The 16,007-nt window shown below is 61.0% G+C and carries 13 protein-coding genes and 4 pseudogenes; 10 read left to right on the top strand and 7 right to left on the bottom strand.

Features of this window, described 5'->3' with window-relative positions:
• The 3 genes from NKH67_RS31335 to NKH67_RS31325 form a co-directional block, all read right to left on the bottom strand.
• Positions 1 to 348 carry an ArsR/SmtB family transcription factor gene (locus tag NKH67_RS31335; RefSeq protein ID WP_353032665.1) on the bottom strand — a complete coding sequence of 116 codons (348 nt, stop codon included), beginning with the start codon at positions 346 to 348 and terminating at the stop codon, positions 1 to 3.
• Between the two features lie 185 nt (positions 349 to 533).
• The gene (locus tag NKH67_RS31330; RefSeq protein WP_353032663.1) at positions 534 to 1,829 is read right to left on the bottom strand and encodes a DUF2130 domain-containing protein; all 1,296 of its coding nucleotides are present in this window, start codon (positions 1,827 to 1,829) and stop codon (positions 534 to 536) included.
• Between the two features lie 741 nt (positions 1,830 to 2,570).
• Positions 2,571 to 3,473 (bottom strand): LysR family transcriptional regulator, encoded by a 903-nt coding sequence (locus NKH67_RS31325; protein WP_353032661.1) that lies wholly within the window; start codon positions 3,471 to 3,473, stop codon positions 2,571 to 2,573.
• A 112-nt stretch (positions 3,474 to 3,585) separates the two neighbouring features.
• Here NKH67_RS31325 and NKH67_RS31320 point away from each other — a divergent pair, with 112 nt between their 5' ends.
• The 3 genes from NKH67_RS31320 to NKH67_RS31310 all read left to right on the top strand — a co-directional run bounded on the left by NKH67_RS31320 (position 3,586) and on the right by NKH67_RS31310 (position 5,869).
• Complete coding sequence (locus NKH67_RS31320; RefSeq protein WP_353032659.1) at positions 3,586 to 4,329, top strand: SDR family oxidoreductase; 744 nt, start codon at positions 3,586 to 3,588, stop codon at positions 4,327 to 4,329.
• Between the two features lie 69 nt (positions 4,330 to 4,398).
• A complete protein-coding gene (locus NKH67_RS31315) occupies positions 4,399 to 5,298 on the top strand; it encodes an SDR family oxidoreductase (RefSeq protein ID WP_353032657.1) in 900 nt (299 codons plus the stop codon).
• 85 nt (positions 5,299 to 5,383) lie between these two features.
• A complete protein-coding gene (locus NKH67_RS31310) occupies positions 5,384 to 5,869 on the top strand; it encodes an oxidoreductase (protein WP_353032669.1) in 486 nt (161 codons plus the stop codon).
• Between the two features lie 471 nt (positions 5,870 to 6,340).
• On the opposite strand, the pseudogene NKH67_RS31305 reads toward NKH67_RS31310, so the two are convergent.
• A pseudogene (locus NKH67_RS31305) lies at positions 6,341 to 7,641 on the bottom strand (glucoamylase family protein).
• A gap of 263 nt (positions 7,642 to 7,904) precedes the next feature.
• Here NKH67_RS31305 and NKH67_RS31300 point away from each other — a divergent pair.
• The 5 genes from NKH67_RS31300 to NKH67_RS31275 all read left to right on the top strand — a co-directional run bounded on the left by NKH67_RS31300 (position 7,905) and on the right by NKH67_RS31275 (position 11,037).
• Complete coding sequence (locus tag NKH67_RS31300) at positions 7,905 to 8,222, top strand: hypothetical protein (protein ID WP_353032655.1); 318 nt, start codon at positions 7,905 to 7,907, stop codon at positions 8,220 to 8,222.
• Complete coding sequence (locus NKH67_RS31295) at positions 8,158 to 8,439, top strand: hypothetical protein (RefSeq protein WP_353032671.1); 282 nt, start codon at positions 8,158 to 8,160, stop codon at positions 8,437 to 8,439. Before NKH67_RS31300 ends, NKH67_RS31295 begins: the two co-directional genes overlap by 65 nt.
• A 1,159-nt stretch (positions 8,440 to 9,598) precedes the next feature.
• The gene (locus tag NKH67_RS31285; RefSeq protein WP_353032651.1) at positions 9,599 to 9,838 is read left to right on the top strand and encodes a hypothetical protein; all 240 of its coding nucleotides are present in this window, start codon (positions 9,599 to 9,601) and stop codon (positions 9,836 to 9,838) included.
• Positions 9,839 to 9,947: 109 nt separating this feature from the next.
• On the top strand, positions 9,948 to 10,202 hold the full coding sequence (locus NKH67_RS31280) for a DUF6894 family protein (protein WP_352929165.1): 255 nt from the start codon (positions 9,948 to 9,950) through the stop codon (positions 10,200 to 10,202).
• A 121-nt stretch (positions 10,203 to 10,323) separates the two neighbouring features.
• Positions 10,324 to 11,037, top strand: coding sequence for a Crp/Fnr family transcriptional regulator (locus tag NKH67_RS31275; RefSeq protein ID WP_353032649.1), 714 nt, complete (start codon positions 10,324 to 10,326; stop codon positions 11,035 to 11,037).
• Here the strand turns inward: NKH67_RS31275 and NKH67_RS31270 are convergent.
• Entirely contained in the window at positions 11,034 to 11,273 is a 240-nt protein-coding gene (locus tag NKH67_RS31270; protein WP_352929161.1) for a DUF6894 family protein, read from the bottom strand. The two genes, NKH67_RS31275 and NKH67_RS31270, sit on opposite strands and share 4 nt — an antisense overlap.
• 504 nt (positions 11,274 to 11,777) lie before the next feature.
• Between NKH67_RS31270 and NKH67_RS31265 the strand changes: the two are divergent.
• Positions 11,778 to 12,044 (top strand): annotated as a pseudogene (locus NKH67_RS31265) (transposase); the annotation flags it as partial.
• A gap of 86 nt (positions 12,045 to 12,130) precedes the next feature.
• Here the strand turns inward: NKH67_RS31265 and NKH67_RS31260 are convergent.
• On the bottom strand, positions 12,131 to 13,039 hold the full coding sequence (locus NKH67_RS31260; RefSeq protein ID WP_353032647.1) for a site-specific integrase: 909 nt from the start codon (positions 13,037 to 13,039) through the stop codon (positions 12,131 to 12,133).
• A gap of 422 nt (positions 13,040 to 13,461) precedes the next feature.
• Positions 13,462 to 14,492: pseudogene (locus tag NKH67_RS31255) on the bottom strand (IS110 family RNA-guided transposase).
• Between the two features lie 267 nt (positions 14,493 to 14,759).
• Here NKH67_RS31255 and istA point away from each other — a divergent pair.
• Positions 14,760 to 16,007: pseudogene (gene istA, locus NKH67_RS31250) on the top strand (IS21 family transposase); the annotation flags it as partial.

Genomic DNA, 16,007 nt, shown 5'->3' with positions numbered 1-16,007 from the left:
CTACTTCTCCTTTTTGCCCATTTTTTCGAGGTGGCGATCCAGATTGTCGAGCCTGTCTTCCCATTGGCTGCGAAACGGCTCTACCCAGTCGGCAATATCCTTGAGAGCCGTTGTCACCAGCTTGCGCGGTCGCCGCTGCGCATCACGTCCGCGTTCGATGAAACCCGCATCCTCCAGCACCTTGAGATGCTTGGAGATCGTGGGTTGACTGAGTTCGAATGGTGCCAGCAGTTCCGACACCGTGGCTTCGCCCGTCGCAAGGCGGGCCAGGATCGCGCGTCGCGTGGGATCGGAGAGGGCCGAGAATGCCTTGCTCAGACGGTCGCCGGTGGGTCCATATATTGACATATGACTATATAGCCATATGGCGATTAACGAGTCAAGACCTTAGATAAGAGGCCGTCGGCTAGGCACGACGATTGCCTCGGGTGGGCGGGCTTCTTGCTTACCCTATCCGAGGAGTCCGATGGGTATGTCTGGGGAAGCCGCTCCAGATTGCCAATCGTTTTCCTGTTGAGCTGCATACCGATTGCCTATTCGGCACCGGGCGGAGATGTTTCAATGGCCAGGACCTCCAAGCCGTCAATTTCTTGCATCACCTTTCCAGCGATGCCTTGCAAGTCGCCGTACATCCCCGCGGTCGACTCGATTACGCCTTGTATTTGAGCCTCCCGCTTGGCCCACAGGCGTGTTGTGGCCTTGCGTTCCTTGGCCAGGTCCTCCTGCATATCAGAGAACTTTTCGACGATGGCCTCGACGCGATGGCGGAACCGCGGACCGGTCAGATAGCCATAGACCTGCTCCATTTTGGTGGCTTGGCCGTCCTGGGCGAGGCGGGAGTTCGCCAGCTCGATGAGTGATTGTCGCAGCATGATTGCGATCGGCATCGCGCATTTGGGATGGGCGACATAGACCCCGTCCAGAAGATCGAAGGTTTCCACACCGGCAGGCAGAGCTTCCGAGATCATAAGCGCAATGTCCGCCTTTGCGGCCCGCTGATCAGCCCTGAGCTTCCCCAACCAACCCTGGCTCCAGTTCTTGGTGCGTTTCGATTCCCACAAAATGGCGCCGCATGGCTGGCCGGCCGGTCCGACGACGCGGTGCAGGACATCTCCGCCGAACTCACCCTTGGCAACCGGTTCAATGACGTCCATTGGGAACCGGCCGGCAATGAGGGCTTCCAGCTGAAGCTCCAGAACTTCACCCTGCAGCTGCTGGGAACCCTGTTCCGCACGGCGCTTCAGCTCCTCAATCTGACGCTGCATGCCTGCGATCTGTTCTTCCTTTTCCGCGACCTTCATTTTGAGCCCGTCTTCCGCTTCCGACCTCGCCTTGACGCGAACGGCGTCCAGCCCCTCCTGGATCTTCCTTTCGATGGTCAGCGCCATCTCCCGGCTTTCGTCGTCAAGCGCACGCTGCTTTTTCAGGAATTCCGCCTGTTGCTGCTGGGCCTCGGTGAGCTTTTCGTCGCGCGCCTTCAACGTCGCCTCCAGCTCGGCAAGCTTCTTATCCTTGTCCTCCAGGTCTACCGAAAGCAGCAATTTTGCCTTGCGGGCTTCCTCGACCGCGATTCCGGCACGCTCAAGCTTGATTTGCCCAGCCACCTGGTTGGCGATGTCCTCTTTGGCGGCGACGATCTCGGCCTGCTGGCGCTTGAGCTCCTCTTCTCTGGCAGCCATCGATGCCTTGCTCTGCGCCAGGCGCATTTCGTATTCTTCACGCGTGGCGGCAATCAAAGGGGCCGCGAGCGACTCATTGAGCTTGATTTCCGTCTTGCAGCTTGGGCAGCTGATTATCGGTTCATTGAGAATTCTGTCCCCCTGCAGCATGGTATGATGGGCTGGATGGTCATCTGCGCGCTGCTCCCTGAGGAATCTGTGGACACGCTAGACTATATCTCGCCAGGCGCTTTCGGAAAAGAACAAAGAGTGAACTGATGGGTTATCCCCGCCGCAAAGCTAGGGGAGGCGCGCTTCTTACACTTGTTTTGCGGAATGAGCGCCCTGTGCGAGCGGCGGCAACGTCAGCCTCGACTCGATTGCCATGAAGGTCGATTGCCTCGGCGTGAATGTCCGGACTTTCGATACCGCGCGCAAATGTCGAATTCCGTCCTTTTCGCCTGGACGGAGCTGAAAGTTCGCTGGACTGCCTGTTTCATTGAACCGGTAATTCCGCGAGCCAATTTCAGCTTCCCGTTTCCGTTCGAAACTGAAATCTCTATCCGCGCTGATTGAGACCGTGATGTCGTCTCAAATTCACGCCTTTGACCCGTTCGGACTCCCGGTGTCCGCAGCACGAATGCGCGCTATCAGCGGAAAACTTGACATAAGGCCACTTCGTGGCGGGCCGTGCGGGATGAAGATGAGAACTTTGTCTACTCTATAGCCCTCTAACGCCGCTATGAATCTGCGCGATAGTGGCCGCCAATGCGCGAGCCCGCGGGCGTCCCACCGGCAGATAGTTGGCGGCAGTGACGACTAGGCTGCGTCTGGTGCGCAGGTTACCATTCACGAATCGACGACAATTGCAAACAATCGGAGCATCGTCTGCGCCCTTCTTGGGGGAAGGTATCATATTTTCGGTGCAGTCTTGTCGCGGAATTGCTCCGCCACCCAGTCGATGAACACTCGCAGCCGCGGCGACAGCTGGTGCTTGTGCGAATAAAGCGCGTGAACTGGCAAGGGCGTCGGTGGGAAGTTGGCTAGGACTTCGATAAGCGCGCCGCTCGCCAGCTCCGAGACTACACGATAGCGCGGCACCTGAATGAGCCCAAGGCCAAGACAGGCGGCGGCAACGTTCGTCTCCGGGCCGGTCACCGTCATCATGGCAGTCAGCGTGATGCGGTTCACTTTTCCTTTCACGAGGAAAGCGAGAGGGACGACCTCGGTCGTGTCGGGCGCAAGCAGCCCGATCATTTCATGGCCATTAAGGTCGTCGGGTGTGTTCGGCATGCCCAGCCGATTAAGATAGTCCGGACTGGCAAAGGTGCCCCGCTCCAGAATAGCCAGCCGCCGCCTGATTAGCGCGCTGTCGGCCAGCTCGCCCGCTCTCAGGATGCAGTCGAACCCTTCCCGGATCAGGTCCACGGGCTGATGCGCCTCGCTGAAATGCAGGCGGATGTCGGGGTACATTTCGCGAAAGCGCGGCAGACCGGGCAACAGGAAGTGCCGCGCTTGGGTGCCATGCACGTCCACGCGGATGAGGCCTGACGGCTTAGCGCCGACGAAAGCGCCCTCGGCATCCTCCAGGTCAGCGATAAGGCTGACGCATCGTTGGTAATAGGCCTCGCCATCCAGTGTGGGGCGGACCTGACGGGTGGTCCGCTGCAACAGCCGCACACCGAGCCGCGCCTCCAGCCCTTGCACGGCATCTGTCACGGATGAACGCGGCAGACTGAGGTCATCGGCAGCCTTGGTAAAGCTCCTGCGTTCGACGATGCGAGTGAAGACGCGCATGGCGTCGAAACGATCCATAATACGACCTGTCGGATAGTGATGCCGGATAATGCATGATTATCTACATAAGCGAAAGGTGCATCTGTCTGTCATCAGGAGCCACAACGACACCCAAAGAAGGAGACAGACAATGACCAATCAGACACAGAAGGTTGCCATCGTGACCGGCGCCTCGGGCGGCATCGGCGCGGCCGTCGCCGAACGCCTCGGCAAGGACGGCTTCACCGTGGTGGTGAACTACGCCGGCAACGCCGCCTCGGCGGATGCGGTGGTCGCCAGGATCGAAGCGGCGGGCGGCGGGCGGGCGGTTACTGCGCAGTGCGATATTTCAGACGCACAAGCCGTACGCCGCATGTTCGATTCCGCCGAGACCGCTTTCGGCGGCGTTGACGTGCTGATCAACAATGCCGGCATCATGAATCTGGCGACGATCGCTGAGAGTGATGATGCGCTGTTCGATCGCCAGATCGCGATCAACCTGAAGGGCACGTTCAACACGCTGCGCGAAGCGGCCAAGCGCCTGCGCGACGGTGGTCGCATCGTCAACTTCTCCTCAAGTGTCGTGGGGCTGCTGCAGCCTACCTATGGCGTCTATGCCGGCACCAAGGCCGCGGTCGAGGCCATGACTCCCATTCTCGCGAGGGAATTGCGGGGCCGGAACATCACCGTCAACGCGATCGCCCCCGGACCGACCGCCACGAAGCTCTTCCTCGACGGCAAGCCGCAGGAGCTGATCGACCGCCTCGCGAAGCTGGCGCCGCTTGAACGTCTCGGCCAGCCCGAAGACATCGCCAACGCCGTCGCCTTCCTGGCGGGGCCAGACGGCTCATGGATCAACGGCCAGATATTGCGCGCCAATGGCGGGATCATTTGATCCCAGCCGACCGCCAAAGACCACAACACAGCCATAAGTTCATCCAAATCCAGAAGAAAGACCATCACCATGTCCAAGCAAGTCATTCTCGTCACCGGCGCCTCGTCGGGCTTCGGCCTCATGACCGCACGCGCCCTGGCCGAAGCCGGCCACTCGGTCTATGCCTCCATGCGCGAGACCGAAGGCCGCAACGCGCCTCGCGTCGCCGAAGTAGCCGCCTGGTCGAAGGAGCATGGCCTCGACCTGCGCACCATCGAGTTGGACGTCCAGTCCGACACCTCGGCGGAGACCGGTATCGCTCATGTTCTGAAGGACGTAGGCCGGCTCGACGTCATCGTCCACAATGCCGGGCATATGGTATTCGGCCCTGCCGAGGCCTTCACCCCGGACCAGTTCATCCAGCAGTACGACGTCAACATGCTGGGCGCGCAGCGGGTTAATCGCGCCGCGCTGCCGCACATGCGCGGCCAGGGCAAGGGTCTGCTGGTCTGGGTCGGCTCGTCCTCGACGCGCGGCGGCACGCCGCCCTTCCTGGCGCCCTACTTCGCCGCCAAGGCGGCCATGGACGCCCTGGCGGTGTCCTATTCGACTGAACTGGCCCTGTGGGGCATCGAGACGACGATCATGGTGCCAGGCGCCTTCACCAAGGGCACCAACCACTTCGCTCACTCCGGTTCGCCGTCCGATACGGCCCGAGTCGCAGAGTATGAATCCGGCCCCTACGCCGGGATCGCCGACAAAGCGCTGAAGGGCCTAGCGGACCTGGAACCCGCCGACGCCGATCCGGCACAAGTGGCCCGCGAGATCGTTCGCGTCGTCGGCGCGCCCTTCGGCAAGCGTCCGTTCCGGGTCCACGTCGATCCGTCGCAAGACGGGGCCGAGATCGTCAATGGCGTCGCCGACCGCATGCGCCGTGAGATGTACCGCAACATCGGCCTGGAAGTCCTGCTCACGCCCCGCGTCGCCTGACGCAGAATGCCTCGCCGACGGACCGCGCAGATACGGCTTATCTGCGTCTCAAGTATGAGGAGATGCCTGTTATGAAGGCTGTTGGATACAAAACGCCCGCCCCGATCACCGACGAAGCCTCGCTCGTCGGCATCCAACTGCCCAAGCCCATACCGGCATCCGGATTTCGCCCGTCTCGCCCGCCAACGGCGTCTCGAGCAGCGCGCCCCAGGCGCAGTTCGACTTATCGTCGATCAACTCGATGCTTTGGGCATCGTCTATATCCATGTCGTCGAGGGCGCCACGGGCGGATCGCGATGTCGCGCCGTTCGACTTCGGATCGCTCCGCCGGCGCTTCAACAATACCTATATCGCCAATAACGGCTATGACCTCGACCTCGCGGCGTCGCGGCTCGCCGAGGGCAAGGCGGACCTCTTCGCCTTCGGGCGCCCGTTCATCGCCAATCCCGACCTTGTGGAACGGCTGAAGACGCGCACGCCGCTGACGGAGTTCAACTCGGCGACGCTCTATGGCGGCGGCTCCGCTGGCTATACCGACTATCCCGCGATCGCCGCCTCAAGCCGCCCATGAGCTATCGGAGGGCGGCGCCTGCGAGGCAGCCATCCCACGTGACAGCAGCGCCTCAGGGCATCTCTCTGGCGTTCCGCTCGAACTGGTGTCCAAACCCAGGGATTCAGGAGGGCCATGGAGGGCTATAGCATAGACGTTAGCTCCTCTGGTCCGCCCAGGACCAGCCAGGCGAGATTCGTAGCACGCCGTACGTTCGCTTAACCGGCGCAAGCGGACCCGTTCACCGTGATTTCGACTGTCCTGAATGGGTCAGGTCACGACGATGTTCGCGACGACCTGAATGTCCGCTCTCGTGTATCCCAGCCTAAGGCGCCTGTCCGCAATCGTGACCTACCCGTTTCAGACATTCGTGACTGGCGTTATAAAAGCGCCCATCACCCACTGCCGCTAACCGAGATTCGCAGCAAATGCGGCATGCGCTAGCAGTCAAAAGTCCTGGTACCAATCGGGGAGCTTTGTCATCTCGACTTCTTATAGCCATCCGCCCGAAAAACCGGCTCGGTGCAGTCCCGCGATGATGGCCGGCACGCGGCGCATCAGGCGCCACAGGAAGCCCGAGCGGTAGTTCTCTATCATCAGAGTGATCGGCCCCTGATTGATGCCGACGTGGTCCGGCGATACCCAACCGCATGGCCGGCCGTCGGCGGCTGCTATTGTCGGATTGAAGCTTGCGGTGAAGCCGTAAGGGTTGCCCTCTTGCAGGTCGATCTCATGGAAATAGCGCAGTGCCGGCAGAACGATCTCTGGCGCAAAGGGCAATGAGGTAATCGCTGCCACGGCGACAACGTTCCATCATCAGGGCCGAATGGCGCACCGCGCGCCAGATAGCCGAAGAAGCGGCGGCCACCGACCGTGATTTGACGTTTTGTCGGGCTTGGGCCGTCGCTGGCGGTAATGCCCCAGCAATTCTCGCCATAACCGCTGAAGCCCTTCGGATTGCGAATGGCGTAGTCGCGTTGCAGGTAGGTTGCCTCGCGGCTGTTCTCGAAATAGTCGCAGTCGTGGTTGCGCATGGAAGCATCGCGGATGCCGCGAAAATCGATCCAGATATGCGAGAGCTGGTGGATGAAGAGTGGACCGGCGTAAACCAATTCCCGGCCATAGATCTTTTTCCACTTGTAGGTGGATAGCCAGGCCGCATAGCTCTCGGGCGGCAGCGGATGGGTTGGCGAGCCGAGGCCCAACACATAAAGGATCACCGCTTCGTCGTAGCCTTGCCAGCGATAGCGCAGGAAGCCTTTTCCAGGCCGCCAGCCATGGGTGACGGTAGCGCCGCCGTTCTGCGCCCATCGCCAGTCGGTGCGCCGGTAGAGCGCATCTGAAAGCCGCCGGATTTCCAGTTCGGATTCATCGTCCTCGCCAAAATAAGCGCCGGCGGCCAGCGCACCGGCAAGCAGAAGCGCCGTATCGACCGTGGACAGCTCACACTTCCAGACGCGGCGGCCGGTCTCCATGTCGAGGAAATGGTAGTAGAAGCCCTTGTGGCCCGTTGCGTCGGCTTCGGGCCCTTGCGGCGCGTTCCAGAAGAAGCGAAGCGTGGCGAGCGTCCGTTCAGCGGCGGCGGCGCGCGTCATGAAACCGCGCTCGACACCGACGGGATAGGCCGACAGGGCGAGCCCGACGGCGGCGATGCTGGCCGGTGACCCCGGGGTGTTGCGGTCGGCGATCAGGCCATTCGCCGGGTTGGCCTCTTTGAGAAAATAGTCGAAGGACAGGCGCTGGATGTCCGAGAGAAGCTCGTCGTTCGGCGGGTGGTCGCTCGATGCATCCATCGCTGTCGATATAGAGGGGTTTCGCCGAGCTTCCCACCTTTTTGGTCGACTTGTCGCCTTTGGGTCATGTCACGACGATGCTCGCGCTGGCCCAGGTGTCTCTATAACTAAGTTCGAACACCAGAAACCGGGCCGGATGCTGTTTCCTCGAGGATTGCAATGATCGTACATTTAGTAGACGGCACATACGAGTTGTTTCGCCCTTCTACGGCCAACGCCGGTTCAACAACGGCCAAGACAAGCCGTTTGGCGCCGTCGTCGGCGTGCTGAACACAGTGCTGGAGATGATCGAGAATGGCGCCACACACATTGGGGTGGCTACCGATCATGTAGTCGAATCGTTTAGAAATCAGCTCTGGCCCGGCTACAAGACCGGGGATGGCATCGAGCCGGCATTGCTCGCGCAGTTTGACCCGCTCGAGGAAGCCTTGGCGGGGATGGGAGTGGCGGTCTGGCCGATGATCGAGCTGGAAGCCGACGACGCGCTGGCCTCCGCGGCGCACAGCGCGGCTACCGATGCGCGTGCAGAAGGTGTGCATCTGGACGCCGGACAAGGATCTCGCGCAGTGTGTGCGCGGTGACCATGTGGTCCAGATAGAGCGCAGGACCCAGAAAATTCGCGATGCCGCCGGTGTACGCGAGAAGTTCGGAGTTGAGCCCGCCATGATTCCAGATTTCCTCGCGCTCGTCGGTGATGCCGCCGATGGTTATCCGGGTCTCGAAGGCATCGGCCTAGTCTCGGCCGCCCGGCGGCGACCGCGGATGAGCTGTGTTGGGTTGATCAGGGGCGGTTCTTGAAGCACGGGACGATCCCCGCACCGACCTGAATGTCCCGTCTTGAAAACTTCGTAGCCCGAAGTTGCCTGCCGCTACCGGCCCATTTCAGTCGTGGCGATCGCAGGCAGGGGCGTGAAATCGGCGTCGCATTGTGGGGCAGGGAAGGGCGCATTTCTTTCCCCAATAACGCCCCCGGTGGACACTGGCCACTTTTGCTTTCTATCAACCGTCGCGCGCCAGTTTGGCGTGCGCGACATAGATGCTCAAGTCACCCATTTCAAAGCGAATTTTGACTAAGGCGTGACACAGCGTGACTCAGCATGCCCCGACGGGTATGCAGCGGGACCATTATGCGTCGAACCACTGTGGCACATTCATGTTATTATCAATCGCTTGTAACTTTCTTGCGGAAAAGTGGTGCCGTCAACTGGGGCATGTATCGAGTGACCACTTGTGATCTTCCACGCTTGGGCATGATCGCGTTTGCTCAGCACTCTGACGTCCCGATCAACCACGGATTCCGAACGCCCATTTTCTCTAACCAACGCCTCTTGGACCGAATGAACCGCCTCTCTGCTACTCTGGCGGTGCACTCTTTTCCAGCGGCAGTGCACGTGTGGGTCTGCAGACGACGAGGATCGATTTGTCCCAGCGATCCAACTCGCCCCTCGGATAGAGGCTTGATTTGCCGATCTTGAGGAACGATGGCCCGATCCGCAGGCAACGCCAGTTTCGAAGAGTCCCTTCGCTTACCCGTCCCCGATAGCGAGCCATGACTTCTTCAGGCGTGAGGAAGTTCGGGTCAGGCATGGGCGTTAGAGATAGCAGAGTTGTGCAACAGATTGTTGCACCCGCGACCCCGTCGTCTAGAGAACTGAGGAAAATGCCGGCGGCGTCACCGCAGACTTCTCGTCGTGACCCGAAGCTGGCAATAGGGCTCCCGCGATGACCAAATCGGTCGTAGAGTTCTACTTTGCGAGTGCCCGAAAGCTGACATTCGGGCGACCGCGCTAGAGAGCCGCCAACCACTCAATTGTCTGGGAATTACCAAGCGTCGGCTATCCGGAACAAATTACCCGACAGCAGCTTTGGCCAATCGAGTTAACGCTCGTGTCGCGGGTTCACCAATCGAAGTATGCCGCCGCGAACGAATGCGGCCTCGGCCGGCAGGAGAAACCCGATGTTTGCAGATCAGATTGCAAGAAGACGCCTGAAAATGTTGGTCGAGCAATATGTCGAAACCAGAAAAAAGCGACATGACGTCATTTCTACCTCGACGGCAGAATCCGCAATTCGGGAGGTACTCCCGAACTGCCCGATTTCCGGAAAAGCCTTTGATGACCTGATAGCAGCCAGCGCCGTCGCACATGGTCTAGGCGTATGGTTTGACAGATCGATCTCAACGGAGACCCCTGGCTGAGTAAGCTATCGACGGGTTCACGCGGCCGCGTGGATATCCACGTTTGGTACGTTTCCGACGCTATTCAACATGCGTGCCGCATTTAAAAGTCGAGCAACGCGGAGCAACCATGCCGAGATTCTTCTTTCACATTCGGACCCGGGACGGCCAGCTCCTCAAGGATCCAGAGGGGCAGGAGTGCGCAAATTTGCAAGTGGTAGAAGACGATGCCATGGCGTCCGCCAAGGAAATCCTGGCCGAAGGACTGTTGGCCGGGAAGCCGGTCCTCACCGGCAATTCGTTCGAAATCTTCGATGAGCGCGACGTGCTGGTCTTGGAATTCCCCTTTTCACGCGCGGCGGAGAAGCCGGGTGCCCGACCGTAAATGCCTAACGTGATTAGGCGTTGTTGCCCGCAGAACCTATATGTGACCTATCGTTCGCACGTTTTCACGGGCGCGAACGGCTGGGAGATCACTGAGCTCTTGCCCTATGGAGGGTGGAGTCATGTCTAACCAGCCAAACATCACCTATCGCAATGCCCTGTTGAAGCGACTTTCTCGCGCAGACCTCGACCTACTCGAGCCACATCTGAAACGGGTGGATCTGCCGTTGCGCACTCCCCTTGAAACCGCCAAGTCCCCGATCGAATACGTCTATTTCCTGGAAAGCGGCATCGCATCCGTCGTTGCTAAGATTCCGAAAGGCCGCGATACGGAAGTGGGCCTGATAGGTTTGGAAGGCATGACCGGCGCACTGGTGGTGCTTGGCGGCGATCACGCCGCACACGACACCTACATGCAGATCGTCGGGGAGGGCTTCCAGGTGCCTGCGTCAGCGTTGTCGGCAGCCATGTCCGAAAGCGCGACGCTTAAGGCCCTGCTGCTTCTCTACGTCCAAACGCTCTTTATTCAGACCAGCTACACCGCCCTGGTGAATGCCCGGTCGAAATTAGACGAACGGTTAGCGCGCTGGCTGCTGATGTGCCAGGACCGGGTGAGGGTTGACAGATTTGCCATCACCCACGAGTTCATTTCCGTCATGCTCGGCGTGCGGCGCCCCGGCGTGACCGTCGCCATCCAGGAACTTGAGGGCAAGGGACTGATCAGGGCTACCCGGGGCGAAATTCTTATCCGGGATCGTCACGGCCTCTTGCAGATCGCCGACGGCACCTATAGCGAGCCGGAACATGAATACGAGCGGCTGCTCGGTAAAATCTAGCCATAATCGGCAGCGGCGGCGAAGGTGACGATCGCGACGACCGTCCCATCGTCGAGCGCCACCTCATACGAGGCATCACGTATCAAAGGTTTCCCCGCGCGCAATTCCTCTGCCATGAGATCCTTGGCAGCCCGAATCGCTTCGCGAATGGCGCTTTCGTTATCAGGGAACTCACTGCCTTCCGGATCAAGACGTCGCCGTCCGGCAAGAACTAGATGCAGGAAGAAGCGTGGCAACCGGTCGTCTCCGCCAGCGGCAGTCCGGCCGCTATAGGGATGTAGGCCAGGAAACAGCGACTGCAACCGTACCAACGACTGCTTTTAACGTCGACAGCGCTGTCCCAAAGTAATTAATAAGCTGTGCAAGCAGATTTTTGAGCTCCGGTTTTGGGTCGGGAACTCTACCGCCGCGGTGGGGGTATCAGTTATGGAAGAGAACGCTATCAGGCTCGAAACGTATAAGTCCTTATCGCATGTTCTTTCTGATTACCGCAGCTGCGACGTCATCTCAACGGCCGTAGTTGTTGCCGACATTCGAAATCGGCTCCCTGCCTGCGAGTGCAGCGATGAAGAGCTGGTTGAGCTGATCGTTCACGCAGTGGCAAGACAAGGGAAGGCCATCAACTTCGATCAGCGCGGTGATCCTGTGGTACGTGGATACAGAAGTTGCCCGGGAAAAACGTCACCGTGATTTCCGACGCGCCACATAATCTTGCTTGCGCCCCTGGCTCCAAAGCCACGCTCTACTCCCTGCACGACGCAGGACGGCTCGCCTTCTTCGGATCGATGGCGCACCTGTCCGCGCGGCAGGCATTCGTGCGGCACCTGTCGCCGGTCCGCAAGAAGCACTGGGTGGTGTACGCCAAGGCGCCGTTCGCCGGGCCGGAGGCGGTGCTCGCCTATCTGTCCCGCTATACCCACCGGGTTGCGATCTCGAACCGCCGGCTGATCGCCTTCGACAAGAGCGGCGTCACATTCCGCTACAAGGACTACCGCCGCGACGGCGCGAGGCTCAGGTGACCTGCATGGGCAGCCCGGTAAACGGGTCCGGCAGCACGGAAGATGTCGGCGACCTCGATCGAGGCGCGCACGGCTCAGATGTCGGGCGAGACCTCTCCCGGCTTGAACAGCCCGAGCTTGTCGAGCGGGCTCGTCACGGCACGCACCGTCCGGGTCGCCACCTTCGCGTAAAGGGCGCTGTTGTTGAGCTTGGCATGCCCGAGCAGGACCTGGATGATGCGGATGTCGGTGCCGTCCTCCAGCAGGTGGGTGGCGAAGCTGTGGCGTAGCGTGTGCGGCCCGACCCGCTTGGCGATGTCGGCGGCCTGGGCCGCCTCGACGACGATGCGATAGAGCTGCCGCGTGCTGATCGGCTTCATCGCGTGCTGTCCGGGGAACAGCCAGCCGTCGCGGTGCATCACGCCCTGCTGACGTCCGACCTTCCACCACTCACGCAGCAACAAGAGCAGGTCCTCCGAGAGCATGGCGTTGCGATAGCGCCCGCCCTTGCCACGCTCGACGCGCAGCAGCATGCGCTCGCTGTCGACGTCGGCAACCTTCAGCATCGACACCTCGGCGACACGCAGGCCCGCGCCATAGGCGACTGACAATGCGGCCTGGTGCTTGAGACACGTGGTGGCGTTGAGCAGCCGGGCCACCTCGTCGCGGCTGAGCACCACGGGCAGGTTGCGCGGATGCGCCAGCCGGACAAGCCTGCGCGCCAGGTCCGGGCGGTCGAGCGTGTGGGTGAAGAAGAAGCGCAGTGCCGACACGATGCTGTTCATCGTTGGCACGGGAACGCCGTCCTCCTGCTGCTCGATCTGGAACCGGCGCAGGTCGTCGGCGGTAGCGGTGTCTGGTGAACGCCCGAGGAATGTCGCCAGGCGTCCGATATCGCGGAGATAGTTGCGCTGCGTCTCGCGTGAGAAACGCCGCATGTTCATGTCGTCGATCAGCCGCTGGCGCAGCGGGCTGATCCGGGCATCGAGAATAGGATGGTGCATGGTCAGGCTCCTTGTTGAAGAAGCCCGCCATGCTCTGCTCGAGCCGAACGACGCTCAACGCGAGCGCGACGACCGGTTCTTGATCTCTACCTCAACCGCAGGCGCCCCTCCCGCGCAGCGGGTCGTCTAATCGCTCGACCGTCAAGGGGGTGAGTGCAAGGCCGTCGTCCTTTCTGTCGATTCTCGTTCGTCCGAATGCCGGGTACAGGGTCGTCTACGCGGTCGACGCGATGATCGCCGCAGGATGAGTTTCGCAGGTGAGATCTTCCTATGTTCGTTACGCAATCTGCTAAACGAGGCAGTTGCTTCCCGCTTCGCGGAATGATCTCAGCCACGTCCCGGCAGGGACGACTCGGTGCGTCCTGTAAGAACGCTATCGGTGGAATGGCCTGAAGAATGGTCGTAGCTAAACGTCTGCAGGATCAGACAGCGGCGGGTTTTCCTCCGTGCGGATCGAACAACTCGCCCGTCCGGAGCATCGCATGCATGATGACTGCCAGCTTGCGCGCCAGGGCCACGGCCGCTCGCTTGAAGCCGAGCCGATCTTTCAGCTCCAACGCCCAGGTTCGCAGGATGCTGGTATCCGTCGACCGGTTCAGGATGACCGCGGCCGCCTCATATAGCAGTCCGCGCAACTGACTGTCGCCACGGCGCGAGATATGACCATCATTATCGACCTCGCCGGACTGGTAGCGCCTCGGGGTCAGGCCCACCCATGCGCCCACGGCGCGCGAGTTCCTGAAGTTGGCCGGATCCTCCACCGCTGCGGCAAAGGCGGTGGCTGTGACGGTGCCTACACCGGGCACTGACATGAGCAGACGGCAATGCTGGTCGTTACGCGCCATCGCTGGCAGCTGCTTGCTCAGCCCTGCGATTTGGTATCGGATACCACTCCATGCCTGCAGCATTGGCACAACAATGCGCGCCAGCTTTTCTTCACCCCGCAGAAGGTCGCGAACGTTGCGTTCGAACACGCTTCCGGCGCCCTTGGGCACGACAAGGCCGAACGTCTTCATCAATCCACGGATTTGATTGGATATCTGCAAACGCATCTTAAGAAGTTGGCGCCGCGCGGTGATCAGCGTGCGGATCAGCATGCTGTCGAAACCTTTGACGCGGACCTCTCGGTAGAAGCCGACCTCGGCCAGATGTGCCAGGCCATCGGCATCGTTCGCATCGGTCTTGTTCGCGGCCATGTCGAGCGCGGCTTTGGCATGCCGCGCGTCGATGCAGATCACCGGCAGGCCCTCTGCCGTCAACGCATGGTAGAACCACACCGACAGCGGCCCGTTTCGAACACAACCCGCCGGACATGCGGTGCGCGCTTGCGGATCACCGCCGCAAGCAGTTGCGGATCGGATGCGCACTTGCCCCGCCAAATCCTCTTACCGTTCTGCCGGATCGATATTGCCGTCTCTTTCATGGATACGTCGAGGCCGATATAGTGTTCCATGGCTGTCCTCCGTTCGGTGGCTGGGCCCGGTGTCGATCGAGAGCCCGTTCTTCATCCTATCGGAGGACAGCCAGCCGGCCAGATGTTCGAACATCGCCGCCACATCTCAGGTGGCCACCGCTTCCGCGATTACTTCATGTTCGTTCCTCGGCCCCAATGCTGCCAAACCGAAAAGTCCTTTGATGTTGGCCACCTGTCGGCCGAATTGAGAAACTGACCCCCTGACGAAATGAAGAACTGACCCCTCGGTTATGAGAGGAGGCATGGATGACGGTTGAGATTTCGGCGATTCCTGCATTGTCGAGAACGATGCGGGGGGAGGAGATGCTTCAGCCTGAAGAAGTGGCAGCGATGCTGCGGCTGCATGAGCTTGGCTGGGGAGCGAAGCGACTTGCGAAGGAATTCGGATGCGCGCGCAACACGGTGCGTCGGTATCTGCGCGAGGGCGGGACTTTTCCGTTTCGCAGCCTGTGCGGCGGACCGCGTTTGACGGGCTGGACGATTGGCTGCGGGAGCGCTTCTTCCGCCATGGCGGCAACGCCGATGTGGTGCGCCAGGAACTGGAGAGCGAACATGGGATCGTTATAGGGCTTCGTTCGGTGGAGCTTCGGGTGCAGGGTTGGCGTCGGGAGTTGAGGGCGCAGAAGCGCGCGACGGTTCGGTTTGAGACGGCGCCGGGACATCAGATGCAGATCGACTTTGGCGACACGCGGGCGTGGGTCGGCGGCGAGCGTGTTCGGGTGCACCTGTTTGTAGCAACGCTGGGTTACTCGCGTCGGCTGCATATCCGTCCCTCGCTTCGGGAGCGCCAGGCGGAGTGGTTCGAGGGGATGGAAGGAGCCTTCCTTCGCTTCGGCGGGGTTCCAACGGAAGTACTGTTCGACAATCCGAAGGCGCTGGTCGAACATCACGATGCGACGACGCGGGAGGTGCGGTTCAATGTGAGGCTGCACACCTTTGCCCGCTACTGGGGATTTACGCCGCGGGCTTGTGCGCCCTACCGGGCGCGTACGAAGGGGAAGGACGAACGCGGGGTCGGCTATGTCAAGCGCAATGCGATTGCCGGCCGCCGGTTCGTGAACTGGGCGGCGTTCGAGGCGCATCTGGACCGGTGGACACGCGAGATTGCTGATCAGCGTGTGCATGGCACGACCGGCGTGGCTCCTGCGGAGCGCTTTGCCGAAGAAGCCATGGCGCTTCGCCCTCTGGGCGGACGGGCACCGTTTGGGCAGCTGCGCGATCTCGTGCGCAAGGTCCAGGCGGACTGCGCAATCGACCTGGACACGAACAGTTACTCGGTTCCCTGGCGGCTGATCGGGGAGAGCGTCCAAGTCGTGGTGCTGGGCGGCCGCGTTATCGTGCGTCATGCGGGCGAGGTGGTGGCGGATCATGCCTTGTGCCGCGGGCGTCGCCAACGGATTGTCGAGCGGGCGCATCTTGCCGGCGTGGTCGGCGCTGCTGCGCCGGTGCGATCGGCGCCGGCGGAGATCGTTGCGCCTTCCGCTCTGTTGCGGC

It is taken from the genome of Mesorhizobium sp. M0968 (genome assembly GCF_040319065.1).
In the GTDB taxonomy this organism is placed as follows: Bacteria; Pseudomonadota; Alphaproteobacteria; order Rhizobiales; family Rhizobiaceae; genus Mesorhizobium.
The sequence above is the reverse complement of the archived record's forward strand: the minus strand, read 5'-3'. Positions and strand labels throughout refer to the sequence as shown.

Bases quoted from the DNA above. Each gene is read 5' to 3' on its own strand.
- NKH67_RS31335 (WP_353032665.1), bottom strand. From the start codon at position 348: ATGTCAATATATGGACCCACCGGCGACCGTCTGAGCAAGGCATTCTCG.
- NKH67_RS31330 (WP_353032663.1), bottom strand. From the start codon at position 1,829: ATGCTGCAGGGGGACAGAATTCTCAATGAACCGATAATCAGCTGCCCA.
- NKH67_RS31325 (WP_353032661.1), bottom strand. From the start codon at position 3,473: ATGGATCGTTTCGACGCCATGCGCGTCTTCACTCGCATCGTCGAACGC.
- NKH67_RS31320 (WP_353032659.1), top strand. From the start codon at position 3,586: ATGACCAATCAGACACAGAAGGTTGCCATCGTGACCGGCGCCTCGGGC.
- NKH67_RS31315 (WP_353032657.1), top strand. From the start codon at position 4,399: ATGTCCAAGCAAGTCATTCTCGTCACCGGCGCCTCGTCGGGCTTCGGC.
- NKH67_RS31295 (WP_353032671.1), top strand. From the start codon at position 8,158: ATGCGCGTGCAGAAGGTGTGCATCTGGACGCCGGACAAGGATCTCGCG.
- NKH67_RS31285 (WP_353032651.1), top strand. From the start codon at position 9,599: ATGTTTGCAGATCAGATTGCAAGAAGACGCCTGAAAATGTTGGTCGAG.
- NKH67_RS31280 (WP_352929165.1), top strand. From the start codon at position 9,948: ATGCCGAGATTCTTCTTTCACATTCGGACCCGGGACGGCCAGCTCCTC.
- NKH67_RS31275 (WP_353032649.1), top strand. From the start codon at position 10,324: ATGTCTAACCAGCCAAACATCACCTATCGCAATGCCCTGTTGAAGCGA.
- NKH67_RS31260 (WP_353032647.1), bottom strand. From the start codon at position 13,039: ATGCACCATCCTATTCTCGATGCCCGGATCAGCCCGCTGCGCCAGCGG.